We start from the raw sequence: 19,673 nt of genomic DNA on the forward strand, positions 1-19,673 counted from the left end.
GCAGACCTTGCACACCAGGGAACAACCTGCACAGCCGCAGTTTCACGCATAGGTAAAATAATTGTTAACTGCGCTGTTCTTCAGCGCAACAACAGACCTTTGCAAAGTCTGATCTGGCAATGCTGCAACCTGCAGCGCTTGCCCTCCCATTCCAGGAACTTCCGTGTCCCACGCCCCAGAAACCCGGCGCCGCCGCACCTTTGCCATCATTTCCCACCCCGACGCGGGTAAAACGACGCTGACCGAAAAGCTGCTGCTGTTCTCGGGCGCCATCCAGATCGCCGGGGCCGTCAAAGGCCGCAAGGCCAGCCGCCACGCCACCTCCGACTGGATGGAAATCGAAAAGCAGCGCGGCATCTCGGTGGCATCGTCGGTGATGCAGATGGCCTACCGCGACCATGTGGTCAACCTGCTCGACACCCCCGGCCACAAGGACTTCTCCGAAGACACCTACCGCGTGCTCACGGCGGTGGACTCGGCCCTGATGGTCATTGACGCCGCCAACGGCGTGGAAGCGCAGACCCGCCGCCTGATCGAGGTCTGCCGCCAACGCGACACACCCATCATCACCTTCGTGAACAAGATGGACCGCGAAGTACGCGACCCACTGGACATCATGGACGAGGTCGAACGCGAGTTGGGCATGCCTTGCTGCCCCATGACCTGGCCTGTGGGCCAGGGCAAGGCCTTCGGCGGCATCATCAATCTGCGCACCAAGACCATGACGGTGTTCGAGTCCGGCAGCGAACGCCGCCCGCAGGACTTCGAGGCCATCCCCCTGTCCGATGAGACCACGCTGCGCGCACGCTTCGGCGCCGAATTTGATGCCGCGCTGGAGAGCATGGAACTGGCCGTGGGCGCATCGCCCGCGTGGGACCACGACGCCTTCCTGGCCGGCAAGCTGACCCCCGTGTTCTTCGGCTCCGGCGTGAACAACTTCGGGGTGATGGAAGTGCTGGACGCGCTGGTGGACATGGCCCCGCCCCCTGGCCCCCGCGTGAGCACACTCGAAGTCAACAAGCAGCCGGTGGTCAAAACCATCCAGCCCGAAGACGAAGGCTTCTCCGGCGTGGTGTTCAAGGTGCAAGCCAACATGGACGCCAACCACCGCGACCGCATCGCCTTTGTGCGCGTGGCCTCGGGCAAGTACACCCCCGGCATGAAGCTCAAGGTACAGCGTACTGCCAAAGAACTGCGCCCCACCAGCGTGGTCACCTTCATGAGCCAGCGCCGCGAAGCGGTGGAAGAAGCCTACGCGGGCGACATCATCGGCTTCACCACGCACGGCGGCGTGCAGCTGGGCGACACCATCACCGATGGCGCCAACCTGCAATTCACGGGCCTGCCCTTCTTCGCGCCGGAACTGTTCATGACCGTGATCCTCAAGAACCCCCTGCGCACCAAGCAACTGCAGCAAGGCCTGGCCCAACTGGGCGAAGAAGGCGCTATCCAGGTCTTCAAACCCGACGCCGGCGGCGCCATGCTCCTGGGCGCTGTAGGCCAACTGCAGTTTGAAGTGGTGCAACACCGCCTGAAAGCAGAGTACGACGCCGACGTGCGCTTGGAAGGCTGCCAATACACAGGCGCCCGCTGGATCACCGCAAACACCCCCGCCGAATTGCGCGAGTTTGAAAACGCCTACCCCCTGCGCATGGCCCACGACGCAGCCGACACGCTGGCGTATTTATGCACCTCACCGTACGACGTGCGGCTGGCGCAGGAGCGGTTTCCGAAGATTCACTTTCATCCGCTGCGGGAGCATGCGGGGTTGGCGTTGCAGGCCAATTCATGAGTCCTTTTTTCCCCAACGCTCAATTCAGAGGTCGCAGCGCATGGCTGTGGCCCGCTCTGGCGGCAATCGCGGGCTGGATCAACATACACCATCGATTCAATCAGGTAGTGCACGCCGACGCTGAGCAAACCTACCTGCCTGCGGCAAGACTGTTTTTGGAACAGGGTTGGTCATTCTTTCTGTCCCCCGCAAGCTATCGGGTGGTGCCGCTCGCCTATCTCTGGCCTGCCCTTTGGGGTGCGGAGCCCTATTGGATTCGCTTGGCGAACGGTGGCTTGTGGCTAGGGTGCGTCTACTTTTTGTGGAACACCAGCCTCCTACTTGGCGGCTTGCGCGCTGGAATACTCGCGATGTTTCTTTGGGCTATTCACCCAGAGTTACCTCGATATTTCGCCACAGAATTGACCGAGCCTATTTTTCTCTTTGGTGTTTTTGGATGGGTTTATTTTTCAGCAAAAATAATCATTCAAAAAAAAATCAATGCAACTACGATATGGCTTGCGGCATTGATGCTGACTATTACCCTGCTATCGCGGCCGGTATTGCAAATTATCGCCCCCATTTTGCTAATCACATGCTTGATACAAATGGGAACATCAAACATGCGCCAACCCCAAAAAATAGACAAAACCTCAAACGCATGTCGTGCGATGGCAATCAGCCTAGCGCTTTCACTAATTATCCCTGCCATATGGATTTTTAAAAATGGAATAATCTTTGGCCTTTGGGGACTGGGAACAGGGTCAGGCACAGGTCTTTACCTAGGCACCCACCCCCTATTCCAAGGAACAGAGCCACCGTTCCTTGGATTAAATTACGATGTAAATATCTTAGGAATTACAGCCTTAAATGAGGGTGATCACCTAAGCATTGCAGTGGATAGAATCGCAAAAAATGCGGCTCTATGGCAAATAAAGTCGATGTCTTTTTTTGAAGGTCTCTTATTTTTCGCTCGCAAAGCTTGGTGGTGGCTGATGCACCACCCCTCACAGGTAGATGCGTTTGGCAGTGCCCTGCGGAAGATGCGAATTTTTGAAATATTAACTGTTGGTACTTTTATGCTGACAGCAATTCACAAAAAAATTCAAGAAAAAAAACACAGTGGCTCATTTTTTGCAAAAAGCCCCCCTTGGACAGCCACAGAAATTTTTTCAGCGGCTTTATTTTGTATATTTTTTCTTATGCTAGCTCAATTGCTACCTATTTTATACAATAGTCGGTATAGCTCAGCACTTCTAGACCCTTGGCTTATTCTTATAACTTCTTATGGATTCTCCAAAATCCTTGCATCGTTAAATTTTGAGAGCACATTCAAAAGCTATCAATGGAGAATAGGTTTCACAACAAATTCCGATGCGAAAATTTTTAAAATTCTCTTAAAGATTGCACTCCTAATTTTCTCTACCCCCATCATTTTCAACGCAATCAAAAATAGAGAGCAAATAAAAATCGACCCAGACCATTTGGGGAAAAATATTTCACACTTAGAAATAAGCCTCAACAGTCAAACAAAAACATATGGATTGGTTTACAAAGAAAAAAATACGTGGATCGTCACAGAATCCCCCGCTGCATTTCAGGTCACAATAAATCAGGAATCCATAAATAAAATTACAGAATCAGCAGTTTTCAACGGCTTATGGAAAACAGAGCTGACCTTAACCCCCCCTCAAGGCGGCGCTTGTCGCAAAGCAGAGATTTCATACCAAACTGACGAAGGCAAAATCCTTCAACCCATTAGTCGCAGACCATTACTTTTAGCGCTCTCCGGAAACGGCAAGACAGAGCAGCTTGTAACTCACGCAAACAATGAATTACGGCCGCATCAGCCAGGTAGTTTGCGAACTGTATTGAACTGCCCTGTGGGCACAGTGCTCCAGTGGAAAAACACGCAGTTTTTAGAAAGTCGTCATCCATGGGATGCAAATTCCCACCTCGTACATTGATAGCAAACCAATGAATTCAATATTAATAGCATCCAGCCTGGCATGCGTAACATTTATTTCAATAGGCCAACTCTTATTCAAAAAGGCTGCTACGGCACTTCCACCGCACCCAAGCCTGATGGACTGGATGCTCAACAGCTGGCTGCTTGCTTCACTGGCACTTTATGCGATGACTACAATTGGGTGGGTTTGGATTCTCCGTAGTGCCCCATTACACTTAGCCTATCCATTCATGGGTTTAGCATTTATTATTGTGCCCACACTGGCTTGGATTTTCTTAGGGGAACCTCTTCATTGGCAAACATTGGCTGGAGGGCTACTTATTTTGGCAGGCGTAGCTTTAGCATCCACAAGCTGAGAATTCTATGAGAATTTCAGTCGCAATCCCGTGCTACAAAGTCACCCAACATGTTTTGGACGTTATTAATGGAATCGGCCCAGAAGTAGAAACCATTTACGCTGTGGACGATTTTTGTCCCGATGGCAGCGGTCAGTATATAAAACAACATAATCTAGACCCACGCGTACGGGTGCTGTTCAATCCAGAGAATCGGGGCGTTGGTGGGGCCATCGTCACCGCTTACAAAGCAGCCATCGCCGACGGCATGGACATCGTGGTAAAGATTGATGGCGACGGACAAATGAACCCCGCTCTTCTGCCCAAGTTTGTCCGCCCATTGCTGCGCGGAGAAGCGGATTACACCAAGGGGAATCGGTTTTTCCGTCCTGAATCCGTTCAAAGCATGCCGCCCATTCGGTTGTTCGGCAATGCGGTGCTGTCTTTCATGACCAAGCTCAGCTGCGGATATTGGAACATCATGGACCCCACCAACGGGTACACGGCGGCTCGAACCTGTGTGCTGGCAGAGCTGCCGTTGGACAAGTTGGAGAAGCGCTATTTCTTCGAAACAGACATGCTGTTTCGACTCAACACGCTGCGCGCCGTTGTCAAAGACATCCCCATGGACTCTGTCTATGCCGACGAGGAGTCCAACCTCAAGATTGGCAAAGTGCTGCCGGAGTTTTTGAGAAAGCACGCGTCACGCTTGTGGCGCCGGTATGTGTACAACTACCTGGTGAGGGACTTCAATGTCGGCACGCTTTACAGCATCTTTGGAACATTGCTGGTGATCGTTGGCTCGGCATTTGGAGCTATGCACTGGCTCGATAGCGCGCTGTCCAACCACCCAGCAACCAGCGGCACGGTCATGTTAGCGGCGCTACCGATCCTGATTGGCATTCAGTGCCTGATTGCTTTCTTGCACTACGACGTGAGCAATCTCCCTACCGAACCCCTAAGCCTTTCGTTAGAGTCCCCGGCTAAGGGCGATACCCAATGAATCAGATACTGAACCTGCGATTTGCGACGCTCGCATTTTTGATAGCCAACGGCATACCTGCGCATGCGCAGCAACCCATGCAAATCCAGCGCACGCCCATGGTCATCGCCCCCACGGTAGAGGGGATGTACCTGTGTGATGAGGCTGTCGCTGATGCAAGCGTGAAAGACATTGATGCAGCCTACGCCTATTGCAGCCAACGCAAGCGCAACGGCTCGGCCGCCATATCGCGTCTGCTGGACACGCTGGAGCCCGGGGGGGCCAAGGGCAGCGTGCAAGTAGGTTACACAGCCACCTTGCAGTTGCTATCGATCTATCAGAAGACACCTCAAGGCTGGGCCATCGACAAGGCCAAGGTCGACCAATTTTTAAATGTCATTGCAGAAGTGAAACGCCCTGTGGTGGTGTACTTTTCTGCAGATCACTTTGACTCCGTGAGCCCGCTGGCGGACGCACTGCGCAAAGACCCGGTCAACCTCATGCAGTTGCGGGACGGCAAGCCTCTGGAACTCAACTACTTTGGCTATCGGATCATCCCGTACACGCTGTCCGCAGATGCAGCCATTCCAGTCAACCAGTACCGATTTGAAGCACTGGACTACCTAGCCAAGCGCATCAAGGCGTTGCCCAAGGCCGTACAAAGCCGCATTGTGGCCTACACCCTGGCAGGGGAGCTGCATCACATGTTTCCCAACTTTGAAGGAGGCATGGGAAGCTACCAAGACATCCAGGTAACGGATTACAGCAGCAGCTCAGTCGCGGGCTTTCGTCAGTGGCTGCGAAACAAGTACAAGAGCATTGAACAATTCAACGCCCGCAACGGGTTCGCTTACGCCTCATTTGATGTTGTGCCGGCCCCCTCGAAAGACATTCGCAAAGAAAAGCTGACGTCATTCGGCGAACACTACGATGCCCATGCAGACGGCACGCTGCCTATTGCGGGATGGCTATGGGATCCCAACAAAACAATCGAGCAACTGGATTTGTACGTCAATGGGCAACGGGTAGGCCCTGTTGAGCGCGGGATGAACCGGCTGGACGTATACAGAGCCGAAGAATCCATCACCACACCTAACACGGGCTACCGCATTGACTACGACTACAGTGCGCTGCCCGCAGGCCGGTACACGGCCCAAGTGATAGCGCAATCGCGGGGAGCGCAATACAAAGTGGGAGAGGTGGAGTTTGCCGTGGTGGCCCGAGATCAAGGGCCGGTGAAGCCCGTGCGATTCACGGCCATCAAAGATGTTCAGAATTCCAAAAAACTGCCTGGCGTACGGACCTGGCTCGATATGCCACGCGGCTTGCAGGACGTGTACTACAACCCCTTGGCCCGCGACTGGAATCTGTACCGAGAGTCACAGGTATATGGTTTTTTGAATGTTTTTTATGACCGCGCCCTGCGTGCTGGCCTACCCGCAGAAAAGCTGTACTCACACCAGATCGTTCCCCGCGTCAATTCTTCCTGGAATCCCCAGCTTTTCGCGGCCGATCAAACTCTGAACGGCAGCGCACCCTGGAAGCAAGGTTTGAACATGTACGGTGGTGCCACCGACAGTGCATGGGTGCGGGAGTTTATTGCGCAGCGCAAAATCACCGACTACGGGGTTCCAGAGTTCAACCCACAGCAGTGGAAACTCAATGGTACGCATGTGGCTGCGATGCAGTCGCACTACAACGGTGGCGCAAGATTCATCAGCCCGTACTACTTCTCCGTGATCCCCGACCGCTTCAAGGGAGGGGCTGAGCATGGCGTGAACCGGATGGAACTACGGTCTGACAACCCCAAAGACGGCTCCGATCATTTTTACCAGGCCATCATCGAATTCGCCAAGCAATGACAACTGCTGAGGCGACAACGGAGGGCATTGCCGTGCATTCGCCCATTCCTCCCCTTGCTAGCTGGCTCGGCAAGCCATATCCCCCTTTGTGCGGGGTGTTCACCGACATCGACGACACCCTCACCACCGATGGCGCCATCACCCCAGATGCCCTGCAAGCGCTGGCCGACCTCAAAGCCGCAGGGCTGAGTGTGGTGGCCATCACCGGTCGCCCAGTGGGTTGGAGTGAGCCGTTTGCGGCGCAGTGGCCGGTGGATGCCATCGTGGCGGAGAACGGGGCTGTTGCACTGCGGCGGGCGGCAGAAGATTTGAATGAAATCGGCCTCCAGTGCTCATCAAATAAGCGCTGGCAGCTATCAAAATCATATCAACAGGCTCCTGCGGTTCGGCAAGGCAACTTTGCGCGCATGCAAGAGGTACTGGCGCAGATTGAGGCCGAGGTGCCTGGGGCGCGACGGGCTACGGATTCGGCGGGGCGGGAGACGGACATTGCGATTGACCACAGCGAGTTCACGCACCTGCCCCAGGATGCCATCGACCATGCCGTGCGCCTCATGCGTGCGGCGGGCATGAACGCCACGGTGAGCAGCATCCACATCAATGGCTGGTTTGGCGATCACAACAAGCTCGAAGGCGCGCGCTGGATTGTGCGCGAGCTGTGGGGGCGGAATCTGGATGCGGAGATGGACCGCTGGGTGTATGTGGGCGATTCGACCAATGACCAGTTGATGTTCCAGCACTTTGAGCACAGCGTGGGCGTGGCCAACGTGGCGCGGTTTGTGCCGCAGCTGCAGCACCTGCCGCGCTATGTGACGCAGGGCGAGCGCGGCGCGGGGTTTGCTGAAGTGGCGCGGGCCATCCTGGCCAACCGTTGATCAGTGCCCCTCGCAGCAGATGAGGGACATGCACCTCATGCCAAAACAAGCTGTATCTGCCGCCAATCAAGCGCAAGCAGCTATTGATTCAATAGCAAATCAACACTATTGATCCGGCCTGGGCCTACTTGAACCGCTCACTGAGCGCAGAGTCCAAGGCCGCGCTGGGTTTCGACAGGCTCAACCCGAACGGATATTTCAAGTTCAAAGAGGTCGAGTCCATGATCGTGCTGCGCGGGCATCACGCCTTGAGAAAAATCTCATGGTCTGGCGCAAAGCAGGCGTGCAATGGCAGCAGTGCACCGCCCAGGGCACGAGCGTCTGAGCCGATGCTGCCCAGTTCCAGCCGGGGCGGCTGGTGCAGGCCTTCCCAGTTGTAGTCGGCCAGTGACTGGCGCACACCTTCGCACAGAGCTTGCAGCAGCTCGGGGGCGGCAGCGCCATCGAGCACCACGGCATCAAGGTCCAGAAAGGCCGCGCCCGACACCACGCAATGCGCCAGCGCCCGCGCGGCGTGGGCGATCCAGGCGCGGCTGTGCTCCAGCCACGGGGCCTGCAGCACGCGCTTGTCGTAGGCGGCCATGGGGTCCAGGCCATGTTCGCGAAAGCGCTGCTCCAGCTCCCACAGCGAAGCCTGGCTGATGAGCTGCGCGGGGGCCTGGCCCGGCTGGGCGGGTGCCAGCGGCAGCGAGGCCACCGCGCCCGCATTGCCATGCAGGCCCCGGTGCAGGTGCGAGTTGATGACCAGTCCGCCGCCCACAAAGGTGTCCATGAACAGGTACAGAAAACTCGGGATGTCGCGCCCGCGCCCCTGCAGCAGCTCGGCCACGCAGGCGGCCGAGGTGTCCTTGGCAAAGCTCACGGGCAGCTCGGTCATCTGCTGCACTTGCTCGGCCAGGTCGATGTTGTTCCAGGCTTCGGACTGCGCCTCGGTGAGCCCCAGCATGCGGTGCCAGCCACCGAGCTGGAACGGCGCGGCCACGCCCACCCCCACCACGCGCGAGCGCAGCGGGCCCAGGCCATCGAGCAACTGGTGCAGGTGCGTGCGGATGGCGGGCAGCAGCACGTCGATGTCAGGGAAGGCGTAGTCGAGCACCACACGTTCACGCACATGGCCCGTGAAGTCCACCAGCAGCCAGTCGGCACTGCGGCGGCCGATCTTGATGCCGATGGCAAAGGCGCCGTCCGGGTTCAGTCCGATGGGCACTGAGGGCTGGCCCACACGGCCACGCACGGGGGCTTCGCGGCGCAGCAGTTGGTCTTCGTCCAACCTGGCGGTGATCAGGCCGATGGTTTGTGCGGTGAGGCCTGTGACGCGGGCCATCTCGGCCTTGGCCAGGCTGCCGTGGGTGCGCAGGGCCTGCAGCACCACGCGCTCGTTGAACTGGCGCAGCCCCACGTGGTTGGAGCCGCGCTGGCGCAGCAGGGCCGGGCCGTTGCTGGGAGGTTCGCCCAAGTCTGCAGGGGGTGGGGATGGGTCAGTTTCCAGCATCGCGGGCGGGAGGTTCATACCAAGTGGCCTTCGAAAATACAAAACCGTTCACGCTGAGCCTGTCGAAGGGCTCAGCCCGAACGGTTCCCGGTGATTGAACACGAGCCCGATCAATCCCGCAGAGTTTCGCCGATGACGCCCTTGCGCAGCAGGAAATTGCCCCAGGGCTGCAGCTCACCCGTCACGACGATGGCATACGCCTTTTTGACGCGCTCGTAGAAGGCAAAGCGCTCCACGCCCTCGGCCTGCGCGCTGCTCACGCCCTCGCGTGCCAGCACGGCCAGCGTCTCGCGCTGCAGGGCAGACTGGTACGGCGCCTCGGTGCCGCCCACCTGCATGTAGGCCACGGGGTGCGGCACATCTTGCGCCAGGGGCAGCACACTGGCCACGGCCTGCACGGCGCGCGCCATGCCAATGCCCGGCAGACGCAGCACGGGCTTGCCCACGCCCAGGCTCATGGCGGTGAAATTGGCATCGGCCAGCACGATGGCGTCGTCGTGGCCCATCTCGGCCAGCACCTTGAGCAGATCGGGGGTCAGCAGGGGATCAATGTTTTTCAGCATGGCTGCGTCTTCAAGCGAGGCATTCGGCGGGCAGGTCAGACGCGGCCATGGCGCCCGTCATCACGGCCACGGTGTCGCTCATGCTGATCTTTTTGGGGTTGACCACGGCCGCACGTTTGCCCAGGCGGGCAATGTGGATGCGGTCGGCAATCTCGAACACATGGGGCATGTTGTGGCTGATGAGGATCACGGGCAGGCCCTTGTCGCGCACACGGCGGATCAGCTCCAGCACCATGTTGCCCTCCTTCACGCCGAGGGCAGCGGTAGGCTCGTCCATGATGACCACGTGGCGCGCAAACGCTGCAGCGCGCGCCACGGCCACGCACTGGCGCTGGCCGCCCGACAATGTTTCGACCGCCTGCGTCATCGAACGAATGCCGACCTTGAGCTCGGCCATGCGGGCCACGCTTTCTTCGAGCATCTTCTTCTTGTCGAGCATGTGCAGCACGCTGCCCAGCAAGCCGGGGCGCAGCAGCTCGCGGCCCAAGAAGAGGTTCTCGGCGATCGTCATGGCGGGGGCCACGGCCAGGTCCTGGTACACGGTTTCGATGCCTGCCTTGCGGGCATCGATGGGGCTTTTGAATTGGATGCGCTGGCCGTCGAGCAAGATCTCACCCTCATCGGGCACGGTGGCACCCGATAGCGCCTTGATCAGGCTCGATTTGCCCGCGCCGTTGTCGCCAATCACGGCCAGGATCTCGCCCGCGCGCAGCTCAAAGTCAGCGCCGTCGAGCGCGGTGACCTGCCCGTAGCGCTTGACCAGGCCCTTGGCCTGCATGACCAGCGGGGTGTTCGCTGTATGTGTGGAGGCGGTCATGATCAACGCACTCCTTTGCGCGAGAGTTGGTCGGTGGCCACGGCCAGGATCACGAGGATGCCGGTGACGAGGATTTGGTACACGGACGACACGCCCATCAGCGTGAGCCCGTTGCGGAACACGCCCACAATCAGCGCCCCCACCAGCGTGCCCAGGATGACACCGCGCCCGCCAAACAGGCTGGTGCCGCCCAGCACCACGGCGCTGATGGCGTCCAGGTTTTCCGTCTGCCCGGCATTGGGGTCGCCCGCGCCGGTGCGCGCCACGGACAACAGCGCGGCAAGGCCATAGAACACCCCGGCCAGCATGTACACACCCAGCAGCACCTTGTCGGTGGCAATGCCGGTGAGGCGCGTAGCCTCGGGGTTATTGCCCACCGCATACACATGGCGGCCGGGCGCCGTGTTGCGCAGGAAGAACCACATGGACACGTACAGCGCCAGCATCAGCACCGCACCCCACACCACGGCGGTACCGCCCAGCTGGAAGGTGTTGCCCAGAAAGGTCATGCCCTCTGGAATCTCGGTGATGGTCTGGGCGCCCGAATACAGCTGAGTGGCGGCAAAGGCGATGTTGAGTGTGCCCAGCGTGACGATGAACGGGGGCAACTTGACCTTGGTGACCAGCAGGCCGTTGACCATGCCGAACAGCGTGGTCACCGCCATGCCGCAGGCAATGGCCACGGGGGCCGAGAGACCGTAGTCCGACGCTACCTTGGTCATGACCACACCGCCCAGCGCCATCACCATGCCGCACGACAAATCAATGCCTGCCGTGAGGATGACCAGCGTTTGCCCGATGGCGATCACGCCCACCACCATCACCTGCTGCAGGATGAGGGCGAAGTTCTGGCCGGTCAGAAACCGGTCGCTCTGCAGCGCAAAGAAGCCGCAGGCCAGCAGCAGCGCAATGAAAGGCCCGAGCGTGGCCAGCGGCGGGAGCTTGGAGGCAGTGGTGTTCATGGCTTGAAAGGAGGTCGGTCAGTCAGCGCGCCGGGCATCGGCCCGGCGCAACGCGGTCAGCAGCGAGGAGCCAAAGGCTTACTTCGCGCCCCAGCACAGATCGGTGCCCGTCTTCACATCCTTGCTGTCCACACCCGGCAGGGGCTTGGCAGAGATCAACGTCACGCCGGTGTCGGTGTAGCCGCTCACCTTCTTGCCAGACTGGGCGTATTCCACGCCCGCCGCCACGCCCAGCGCAGCCATGCGCAGCGGGTATTGCTGGCTGGTCGCGGCGATCACGCCCCGGCCCACATCGGCAATCCCGGCGCAGCCACCGTCCACCGACACGATGAGGGCGCTTTTGTCTTTGCCTGCCGCCTTGAGGGCGTTGTAGGCACCGGCTGCTGCGGGCTCGTTGATGGTGTAGACGAGGTTGATGTCGGGGTTCTTCTGCAGGCAGTTCTCCATGGCGGTCTGGCCCTTGGCACGGTCGCCAAAGCTGTCGGCCATGCAAGCCACCTCGGCAGGGCGCGAGAGTTCGTTGCTCTTGGCATCGTTGGCCTGCAGGCCAAAGCCCTTCAAAAAGCCGTTGTGCCGCTGCGCGCCCACGGGGTGGCCGGGGTGCAGGTCCAGCATGGCGATCACGGGCTTCTTGCCCGCCAGCGCGGCCTTGGCGTACTGGCCGATCAGCTCGCCGGCCTTGTAGTTGTCAGTGGCAAACAGCGCATCGGTCGCGTCGGCCGGGTCGGTGGGGCTGTCCAGCGCAATCACCATCACGCCCTTGGCCTGTGCCTTCTTGATGGCGGGGACGATGGCCTTGGCGTCGCTGGGGGTGATGAGGATGGTCTTGGCGCCTGCGGCCATCAGGTTTTCCATGGCCGTGACCTGGCCTGCGTTGTCGCCATCGGTCTTGCCTGCGGCAGACACCACCTTGGCGCCCAACTTCTTGGCTTCGGCCGTCGCGCCCTCTTTCATCTTCACGAAGAAGGGGTTGGTCTCGGTCTTGGTGATCAGGCCGATCACGGGCTCGGCCGCCTGGGCCAGACCACAGGCCATAGCGCCCGACAGAGCGATGGCAGAAAGTACGAAAGCGGGGGCACGTTGCATCACGGTTGTCTCCTGTGAATAGGCTGCAAACACCCGGTGGCGCGTCAGCTGCGGCCCCTCGGGTCAACCACCCTTGCCGGGTGGATGGGATCGAACTATAGTGCGCCACAACTTAATAAATCAAGTGGATTTACTTATGGTTTTCCCTAGCCAAACAGCGGCCCACGCCACAGGCCCAACCCCCCAGCCCAGCGCTGCAGCCACCCCATCACAAGGTCTGACATCGTCGCCCCTAAGGCCGTCCCCCTTGCTGGTAGCCACGGCGGGAGAAGCACTGTTTGACCTGATCGAAGAACCCGATGGCCGCTTGCGCCCCTGCGCTGGCGGCGCGGTGTACAACCTGACGCGGGCGCTGGGCTTGCAAGGGGTGGGCACGCTGTACCTGAACCCGCTGTCGGGCGATCTGCTGGGCCGGCAGCTGGCCCAAGGGCTGCAGGCGGCGCAGGTCACGCTGGCGGCACCCTCCCCCGTGCGCGAGCCCAGCGCGCTGGCCCTGGCTGCGCTGGATGCGCAAGGCAAGGCCAGCTACAGCTTTTACCGCGACGGCGTGGCCGACCGGGCCGTGACAGCCGAAGCCCTGAACGCCGCTTGCGCCGCACACCCCGGCCTGCAAGTGGTGGCCACGGGGTGCCTGGCCCTGGTGGCCCAGGATGCCGCCGTCTACCAGCCCTGGCTGGCCGCCCAGCGTGCTGCGGGGCGCATGGTGGTGGTCGATGCCAACCTGCGCCTGTCGGCCGTGGACGATGCCCCTGCCTACCGCGCCAACGTGATGGCCGCGCTGCAGCAAGCCCACCTCATCAAGGTGAGCGACGACGATCTGGAGGCCCTGGGCACGCCGGGCGCCAACGCGCTGGAGCGCGCCCGCCACCTGCTGCAGCACACGCCAGCGCAGTGGCTGGCGCTGACACTGGGGCCCGATGGTGCCTGGCTGTTGCAAAGGGATGGCCTGGCAGAGCACGCCCGCGAGGCTGCGCCGCTGGCGGTGGTGGACACCGTGGGCGCGGGCGACTGCTTTTTGGCGGGGCTGATCACCGCCTTGCTGGCGGGCCCAGAGCGCGGTCAGCAGGCCTTGGCCCTGCGCCCCGGCGGGCTCACCGCGCCCCTGGACGCAGCACGCCTGCGCAGCACGCTGCAGCACGCCCTGGCCAGCGCCAGCCACTGCGTGGAACGGGCGGGCTGCACACCCCCGAGTTACGACGAAGTGCGCGCACGGTGGGCCGTGCTGGGCTGACAGCCCATTCGCACAACACCGCAGCGCTGCCCGATTGAGAGCGGCTCACAAAACTCCCCTGGCGTCGTTGTCTCGCCTTGTCGTACCGCTTGTACTGCCTGCGGCGAAACGCCTAGCCAGGGCCGCTTCGCTTCGTTTTGTTCGCCGCTCTTACCCTGCCGACTTGTCCGCTGGCTTGCGCGCCCGGCTGCGCGGGCGCGCTGGCGCTTTGGCAGGGGCTTGGGCCTGTGCCTCGGCAGGCGATGGGGCCTCCGCTGCAATGGGCAGGGCGGGCTGGGCGGCCCCTGTGCTCTTTGCACTGCGCGCGCGCGGGGCTGCCGCCCTGCTGCCCGCTGCTGCGCCCTTGCCCGCACTGCTGCGCCCCTGGGCCCGAGGGCGGCTGGTCGCGGGCGCGGTCTCATTGGCTTCATCGCCTGGGCCTGTCACCGCAGCCTCCTGCGCTGTGGTCTGCTCCTCCGCCGTGGTCTCAGCGTGGGCCACCCCATCGGTGGGCGGCACGGTCGACTCCGCAGCGACAGGCACTGCAGGCGTCGAGAAATAGCGGCTCACCGGACGGTCCATCGGGGGCTCTGCCGCAGGCTGGTGCGATGCGGCCTGCATGCCTTCATCGCTCTCCGCCAAGGCCTCTGAAACTGCCTCTGCACGGCCCTGAGCCTCGCCACGGCGACCACGCGACCGGCCTGCGGTGCTAGGGGCATCACCGCCTCCCACTGGCCGCTCTAGCGCGACTGCCACCGCATGAAAGTCATGCCGCGCAGGGGCGCTGTGGTCTGCGCGTTCTGCCGCGGCATACGGCTGTGCGGTCTGTCGCGGATCCTGCCGCAAGTCCTGCCTCACAGAGGTGCCCCCTCCCGCGCCTTGGCCCAGGCTGCGAAACACATAGGCGCCCGATTTTTCATCGCGGCCAAACTCCAGCAGGCCCCGTGCCTGGGCTTCTTCCAGCAGGTTGCCAAAGGTGCGAAAGCCGTAGCGTCCTTCGCTGAAATCAGGCTTGCGGCGCTTGATGGCCTCTTTGAGCACCGAGGCCCAGATCTTGCCGGTGTCACCCCGCTCAGACAGCAGGGCCTCAAAAGTTTCGGCCGCCAGCTCCACACCCTGGGTGCGGCGTGCGTCCTGGCTTTCCTTGCGGCTGCGTTCCTCCTCAGGGCTGCGGCGGGGTGCTGGTGGCGGGTTGCTGCCAGGGCTCTGGCGGCGGGCCTGGGCACGCTGGTTTTCGCGCACCAGGTCGTCGTAGAAGATGAATTCGTCGCAGTTGGCGATCAGCAGGTCGGACGTGGACTGCTTCACGCCCACGCCGATCACCTGCTTGTTGTTCTCGCGCAGCTTGGACACGAGCGGCGAAAAATCCGAGTCGCCGCTGATGATGACGAAGGTGTTGACGTGCGACTTGGTGTAGCAAAGGTCCAGCGCGTCCACCACCAGCCGGATGTCGGCCGAATTTTTGCCCGACTGGCGCACATGCGGGATTTCGATCAGCTCGAAATTCGCCTCGTGCATGGTGGCCTTGAAGCCCTTGTAGCGCTCCCAGTCGCAATAGGCCTTCTTGACCACGATGGAGCCCTTGAGCAGCAGGCGCTCCAGGATGGGCTTGATGTCGAACTTTTCGTACTGTGCATCGCGCACGCCAAGGGCGACGTTTTCAAAGTCGCAGAACAGGGCCATGCTGATGCTGTCGGAGGGGGATGCCATATCGTGTGTATTCCGTTCAATGCTGCGGATCATCACACGGAACGCATTGCACCCTCCGAAGGGCCTGGCCTCAGGTGGGTTTGGCCAAGCCCAGTTTCTCTACCAGCGCCTTCTCGCGCGTGAACGTGTCCTGCGCAAACTTCTTGTAGGCCGACGTGCTCATGTACATCGGCACCATGTCGTAGCGGGCCAGCGCCGTCTTGTAGCTGTCCTGCTCCATCGCCTGCTTGAAGGCATCGTGCAGGCGCTTGACCACCGCCTCGGGCGTGCCCTTGGGCGCGCCAATGCCAAAGGGCGAGTTCTGCACCAAATCGAGCCCCAGCTCCTTGAGCGTAGGTGCATCAGGAAACTTGGCCAGGCGCTCGGCGCCCCAAGTGTTGAGCACGCGCAGCTTGCCCGCCTCCACCTGCGGCGCAAAGCCGGTGGAGTCGGCCGCCGCCATGATCTGCCCGCCCAGGATGGACTGCATGAGGTCGGCACTGCCCTTGTAGGGCACGTGCAGCAGTTCGAGCCCCAGCTTCTGCGCAATCAACTCCATCGTGAGATGCGGGCTGGTCATGGTGCCGGTGGAGCCGTAGCTCAGCTTGCCGGGGTTGGCCTTGGCCCAGGCCACAAAGTGCGTCCAGGTCTTGAGGGGCGAGTCGGCCGGCACCACCAGGCCGAAGGCATAGCCGGTGACATTGAGCACGTAGCTGATGTCCTTGACCGGGTCCCAGTTGATCTTGGTGGTGTAGGGCAGGCGGAACACGCCCAGCGGAATCTGCGCCACGGTGTAGCCATCGGCCGCCGCGCCCTGCAGCGCCTGCGCGGGCAGCGTGCCACCGGCGCCGGGCTTGTTCTCCACGATCACGGGCTGGCCCAGGATCTTGCTGGCGTTGTCGGCCAGCGAGCGCATGGTGATGTCGGTGGGGCCACCGGCCGGGAAAGCGATCACCAGCTTGATGGGCTTGCTTGGAAAGCTCTGGGCCTGCGCCAAAAATGCCGGGGCGGCGAGGCTGGCGGCCCCCCATTGGAGGATCTGGCGACGTTGCATGGCGGGGCTCCTGAACAAGCAAAACAAAGACTGCGCCATTGGACTGCAGACACGGCTACCAGGGCATGCGGAAACCCCCTAGGCGCTGTCGCGAATGTGGCACAACCCCCTGAGTCGCTTCGCGCCTTCCCCTTCTCTCGAATTGCTACGCAATTCGAGAGAAGGGGAACACCGCCAGCGCACGAAAGTGAAACGCCGCTGCACAGCTTGGGCGGCCCTTACGCGGCGGTCGCCTACCTGCACCGCGCCAGTTTCACGCCCCGTGGGCTTAGCTTGCTTTGCCCATCTTGAGCCTCACGCCTTGTAGGTGGACAGCAGGATGCTGGTCTCGGTATTGGCAATGCCCGGGGTCAGGCGGATGCGCCCCAGCGCGGCATCGAACGCCTCCAGGCTTTCAGAGCGCACCTCGGCCACGATGTCCCAGCGCCCGTTGGTGGTGTGCAAGGTGCCCACAGCAGGCTCACCGCGCAGGGCATGGATGACCTCGGGTGCGGCATTGCCTTCGACGGCGATGCTCATCCACGCCCGGATGCGTTGGGGCTCGGACTCCGGGCGCAGCCGCACCGTGTACCCGGTGATGACGCCGCTGTCCTCCAGCTTGCGAAGGCGGTTCTGCACGGTGCCCCGGGCAATGCGCAGCTTTTGCGCGAGGACCGCCACCGGGGTGCGGGCATCGGCCCGCAGGATGCTCAGGATCTCGCGGTCGGTGTCATCGATTTTGAACATTTAGCCACCTCGATCAGACAAAACGCCAATTTACAGGACTATTTGAGCAGCTTGTGGGCTGTTCGCTGGCGCACGCCCTCCGGAAAATTCCCCTCAGCACACCACAACGCTGAACTGGAGACACCCCATGACCCGCCTGATCGACCTGCCCACCCTGGCCCAGTTGGTCCACGACATCACCCCCGCCCGCTTCATGACCGAGCTGGCAGAGCACCTGCAAAGCGACTACCTGCGCTGGCCCGACTTTGACAAAACCGCCCGTGTGGCCAGCCACAGCGCAGGCGGTGTGATCGAGCTGATGCCCGTGGCCGACAGCACCTTCTACAGCTTCAAGTACGTCAACGGCCACCCAGGCAACCCCCACAACCCAGCGGGCGGCCTGCCCACGGTGATGGCCTTCGGGGTGCTGTCCGAGGTGGCCACCGGCTACCCGCTGCTGGTGTCCGAGCTGACGCTGACCACCGCGCTGCGCACGGCCGCCACCTCGGCCATGGCGGCGCGCGCCCTGGCCCGCCCCGGGGCACGCCGCATGGCCCTCATCGGCAACGGCGCGCAAAGCGAATTCCAGGCCCTGGCGTTCCATGCGCTGCTGGGGGTGGACGAGCTGAAGGTGTTCGACATCGACCCCGCCGCCACCGCCAAACTGCAGCGCAACCTGGCCACCATGCCCGGCCTGCGCGTGGTGCCAGCAGCATCGGTTGCCGAGGCGGTGCGGGGTGCCGACATCGTCACCACCATCACCGCAGACAAGGCCAACGCCACCATCCTCACGCCCGACATGATCGAGCCCGGCATGCACCTGAACGCCGTGGGCGGCGACTGCCCCGGCAAGACCGAGCTGCACGCCGATGTGCTGCGCGGTGCCCGCATCTTTGTGGAATACGAGCCGCAAACCCGCATCGAAGGCGACATCCAGCAACTGCCCGCAGACCACCCGGTGACGGAGCTGTGGCGCGTGCTCAGCGGCCAGGCGGCAGGACGCCAATCGGCACAGGAGGTGACGGTGTTTGACTCCGTGGGCTTTGCGCTGGAGGACTACTCGGCCCTGCGTTACGTGCACCAGCTGGCCACCGCCCGCCACCTAGGCACTGAGGTCGAGCTGGTGCCCACCGATGGCGACCCCAAAGACCTGTTTGGCCGCACCCGGGGAGACCGCCAGCGCGTGGCCCTGCGCCGCGTGGCGTGAATACCGACACAGCACCGCCATGACTGCGACGACACCCACTGCCCGGCCCACTGCCCTGCCCCACGGCCAGCGCCCACGCCCGTCCATGCAAGCCCCTGCCGCCGTGGTGATGGTGCGCCCGCACCACTTCCACCCCAACCCCGAAACCGCCGCCGACAACGCCTACCAGCGCAGCAGCGGTGCGCCGCCCACCGAGCTGGCACGCCGCGCCCATGCCGAGGTGACCGAGGCGGCCGCCCGCATCGCCCAGGCGGGCGTGCGCGTGCACCTGTTTGACGACACCAGCGCACCGGGGCAGCCCGGCACGCCCGACTCGGTGTTCCCCAACAACTGGTTCTCGACCCACGCGGGCGGCCATGTGGCGCTGTACCCCATGTACGCGCCCAGCCGCCGCCGCGAGCGGCGCCACGACATCATCGAGCAGCTCAAAGCCCAGTACCGCGTGCAAGAGGTGGTGGATTACTCCGGTCTGGAGCAGGACGGCGTGTTCCTCGAAGGCACAGGCGCCATGGTGCTCGACCACATCGGCCGCGTGGCCTACACCGCCCAGTCGCACCGGGCCAACCCGGTGGCGCTGGAGCGCTTTTGCACCCACTTCCAGTACGAGCCCCTGGTGTTTGCCACGGCCGATGCGGCAGGCCAGCCCTGCTACCACACCAACGTGATGCTGTGCATTGGCACCGGCTTTGCAATGGGTGGCTTTCACATGGTCAGCGACGCGGCACGGCGGCGCGAGGTGCAGGAGCGGCTGTGGGAGAGCGGCCGCACCGTGATCGACCTGAGCCCGGAGCAGATCGGAGACTTTGCCGCCAACGCGCTGGAGCTGCAGGGCACGGCAGGCCCCGTGCTCGCCCTGTCGGCGCGGGCTGCCGCCAGCCTCACGCCCGCACAGCGCCAAGCCGTGGAGCAGCACGCCACCCTGCTGCCCCTGGCCGTGCCCACCATCGAACTGGCCGGGGGCTCGGTGCGTTGCATGCTGGCAGGCATCCACTTGGCACCACGGCTGGGCATGCAGGCCACACAGCCGCCCGCTGCAGAGTTTCAAACCATATTGGCACCTAGCGCTTGATAGATAAGCGCTAGCAGCTATCATT

General features: G+C 61.9%; 17 protein-coding genes. 9 read left to right on the forward strand and 8 right to left on the reverse strand.

The window, feature by feature from the left end; translation table 11 throughout:
* Positions 1–163: 163 nt before the first annotated feature.
* From CLU88_RS11310 to CLU88_RS11330, 6 genes are all read left to right on the forward strand, one after another.
* Entirely contained in the window at positions 164–1,792 is a 1,629-nt protein-coding gene (locus tag CLU88_RS11310) for a peptide chain release factor 3 (protein ID WP_099656686.1), read from the forward strand.
* Positions 1,687–3,738, forward strand: coding sequence for a hypothetical protein (locus CLU88_RS22790; RefSeq protein ID WP_143225987.1), 2,052 nt, complete (start codon positions 1,687–1,689; stop codon positions 3,736–3,738). The genes CLU88_RS11310 and CLU88_RS22790 overlap by 106 nt, the downstream gene beginning before the upstream one ends.
* Positions 3,739–3,865: 127 nt before the next feature.
* On the forward strand, positions 3,866–4,096 hold the full coding sequence (locus tag CLU88_RS11315; RefSeq protein WP_369827693.1) for an EamA family transporter: 231 nt from the start codon (positions 3,866–3,868) through the stop codon (positions 4,094–4,096).
* 7 nt (positions 4,097–4,103) lie between these two features.
* Entirely contained in the window at positions 4,104–5,078 is a 975-nt protein-coding gene (locus CLU88_RS11320) for a glycosyltransferase (RefSeq protein WP_099656687.1), read from the forward strand.
* A complete protein-coding gene (locus tag CLU88_RS11325) occupies positions 5,075–6,919 on the forward strand; it encodes a hypothetical protein (RefSeq protein ID WP_099656688.1) in 1,845 nt (614 codons plus the stop codon). Before CLU88_RS11320 ends, CLU88_RS11325 begins: the two co-directional genes overlap by 4 nt.
* A 44-nt stretch (positions 6,920–6,963) precedes the next feature.
* Complete coding sequence (locus CLU88_RS11330) at positions 6,964–7,794, forward strand: HAD-IIB family hydrolase (RefSeq protein WP_099658806.1); 831 nt, start codon at positions 6,964–6,966, stop codon at positions 7,792–7,794.
* A gap of 241 nt (positions 7,795–8,035) precedes the next feature.
* Here the strand turns inward: CLU88_RS11330 and CLU88_RS11335 are convergent, their stop codons facing one another.
* The 5 genes from CLU88_RS11335 to CLU88_RS11355 form a co-directional block, all read right to left on the reverse strand.
* Entirely contained in the window at positions 8,036–9,286 is a 1,251-nt protein-coding gene (locus CLU88_RS11335; RefSeq protein WP_099656689.1) for an ROK family transcriptional regulator, read from the reverse strand.
* A gap of 110 nt (positions 9,287–9,396) precedes the next feature.
* Positions 9,397–9,849, reverse strand: a complete 453-nt coding sequence (locus tag CLU88_RS11340) for an RbsD/FucU family protein (protein WP_099656690.1) — start codon at positions 9,847–9,849, stop codon at positions 9,397–9,399.
* A gap of 10 nt (positions 9,850–9,859) precedes the next feature.
* Complete coding sequence (locus CLU88_RS11345; protein WP_099656691.1) at positions 9,860–10,666, reverse strand: ATP-binding cassette domain-containing protein; 807 nt, start codon at positions 10,664–10,666, stop codon at positions 9,860–9,862.
* Positions 10,667–10,668: 2 nt separating this feature from the next.
* Positions 10,669–11,628, reverse strand: coding sequence for an ABC transporter permease (locus CLU88_RS11350; RefSeq protein WP_099656692.1), 960 nt, complete (start codon positions 11,626–11,628; stop codon positions 10,669–10,671).
* A gap of 78 nt (positions 11,629–11,706) precedes the next feature.
* Positions 11,707–12,714 carry a sugar ABC transporter substrate-binding protein gene (locus CLU88_RS11355; protein ID WP_099656693.1) on the reverse strand — a complete coding sequence of 336 codons (1,008 nt, stop codon included), beginning with the start codon at positions 12,712–12,714 and terminating at the stop codon, positions 11,707–11,709.
* Positions 12,715–12,961: 247 nt separating this feature from the next.
* Here CLU88_RS11355 and CLU88_RS11360 point away from each other — a divergent pair, with 247 nt between their 5' ends.
* Positions 12,962–13,945 carry a PfkB family carbohydrate kinase gene (locus CLU88_RS11360; protein WP_233205443.1) on the forward strand — a complete coding sequence of 328 codons (984 nt, stop codon included), beginning with the start codon at positions 12,962–12,964 and terminating at the stop codon, positions 13,943–13,945.
* 150 nt (positions 13,946–14,095) lie between these two features.
* Here the strand turns inward: CLU88_RS11360 and CLU88_RS11365 are convergent, their stop codons facing one another.
* From CLU88_RS11365 to CLU88_RS11375, 3 genes are all read right to left on the reverse strand, one after another.
* Positions 14,096–15,634 carry an NYN domain-containing protein gene (locus CLU88_RS11365; protein WP_099656695.1) on the reverse strand — a complete coding sequence of 513 codons (1,539 nt, stop codon included), beginning with the start codon at positions 15,632–15,634 and terminating at the stop codon, positions 14,096–14,098.
* A gap of 70 nt (positions 15,635–15,704) precedes the next feature.
* Positions 15,705–16,667, reverse strand: a complete 963-nt coding sequence (locus tag CLU88_RS11370; RefSeq protein WP_099656696.1) for a tripartite tricarboxylate transporter substrate binding protein — start codon at positions 16,665–16,667, stop codon at positions 15,705–15,707.
* A gap of 294 nt (positions 16,668–16,961) precedes the next feature.
* The gene (locus CLU88_RS11375) at positions 16,962–17,393 is read right to left on the reverse strand and encodes an Lrp/AsnC family transcriptional regulator (protein ID WP_099656697.1); all 432 of its coding nucleotides are present in this window, start codon (positions 17,391–17,393) and stop codon (positions 16,962–16,964) included.
* A gap of 127 nt (positions 17,394–17,520) precedes the next feature.
* Between CLU88_RS11375 and CLU88_RS11380 the strand changes: the two genes are divergently transcribed.
* A complete protein-coding gene (locus CLU88_RS11380; RefSeq protein WP_099656698.1) occupies positions 17,521–18,579 on the forward strand; it encodes an ornithine cyclodeaminase in 1,059 nt (352 codons plus the stop codon).
* Between the two features lie 85 nt (positions 18,580–18,664).
* Positions 18,665–19,648 (forward strand): citrulline utilization hydrolase CtlX, encoded by a 984-nt coding sequence (ctlX, locus tag CLU88_RS11385; RefSeq protein ID WP_369827694.1) that lies wholly within the window; start codon positions 18,665–18,667, stop codon positions 19,646–19,648.
* Positions 19,649–19,673 lie beyond the last annotated feature (25 nt).

It is taken from the genome of Acidovorax sp. 56 (assembly GCF_002749705.1).
Lineage (GTDB): Bacteria > Pseudomonadota > Gammaproteobacteria > Burkholderiales > Burkholderiaceae_C > Acidovorax.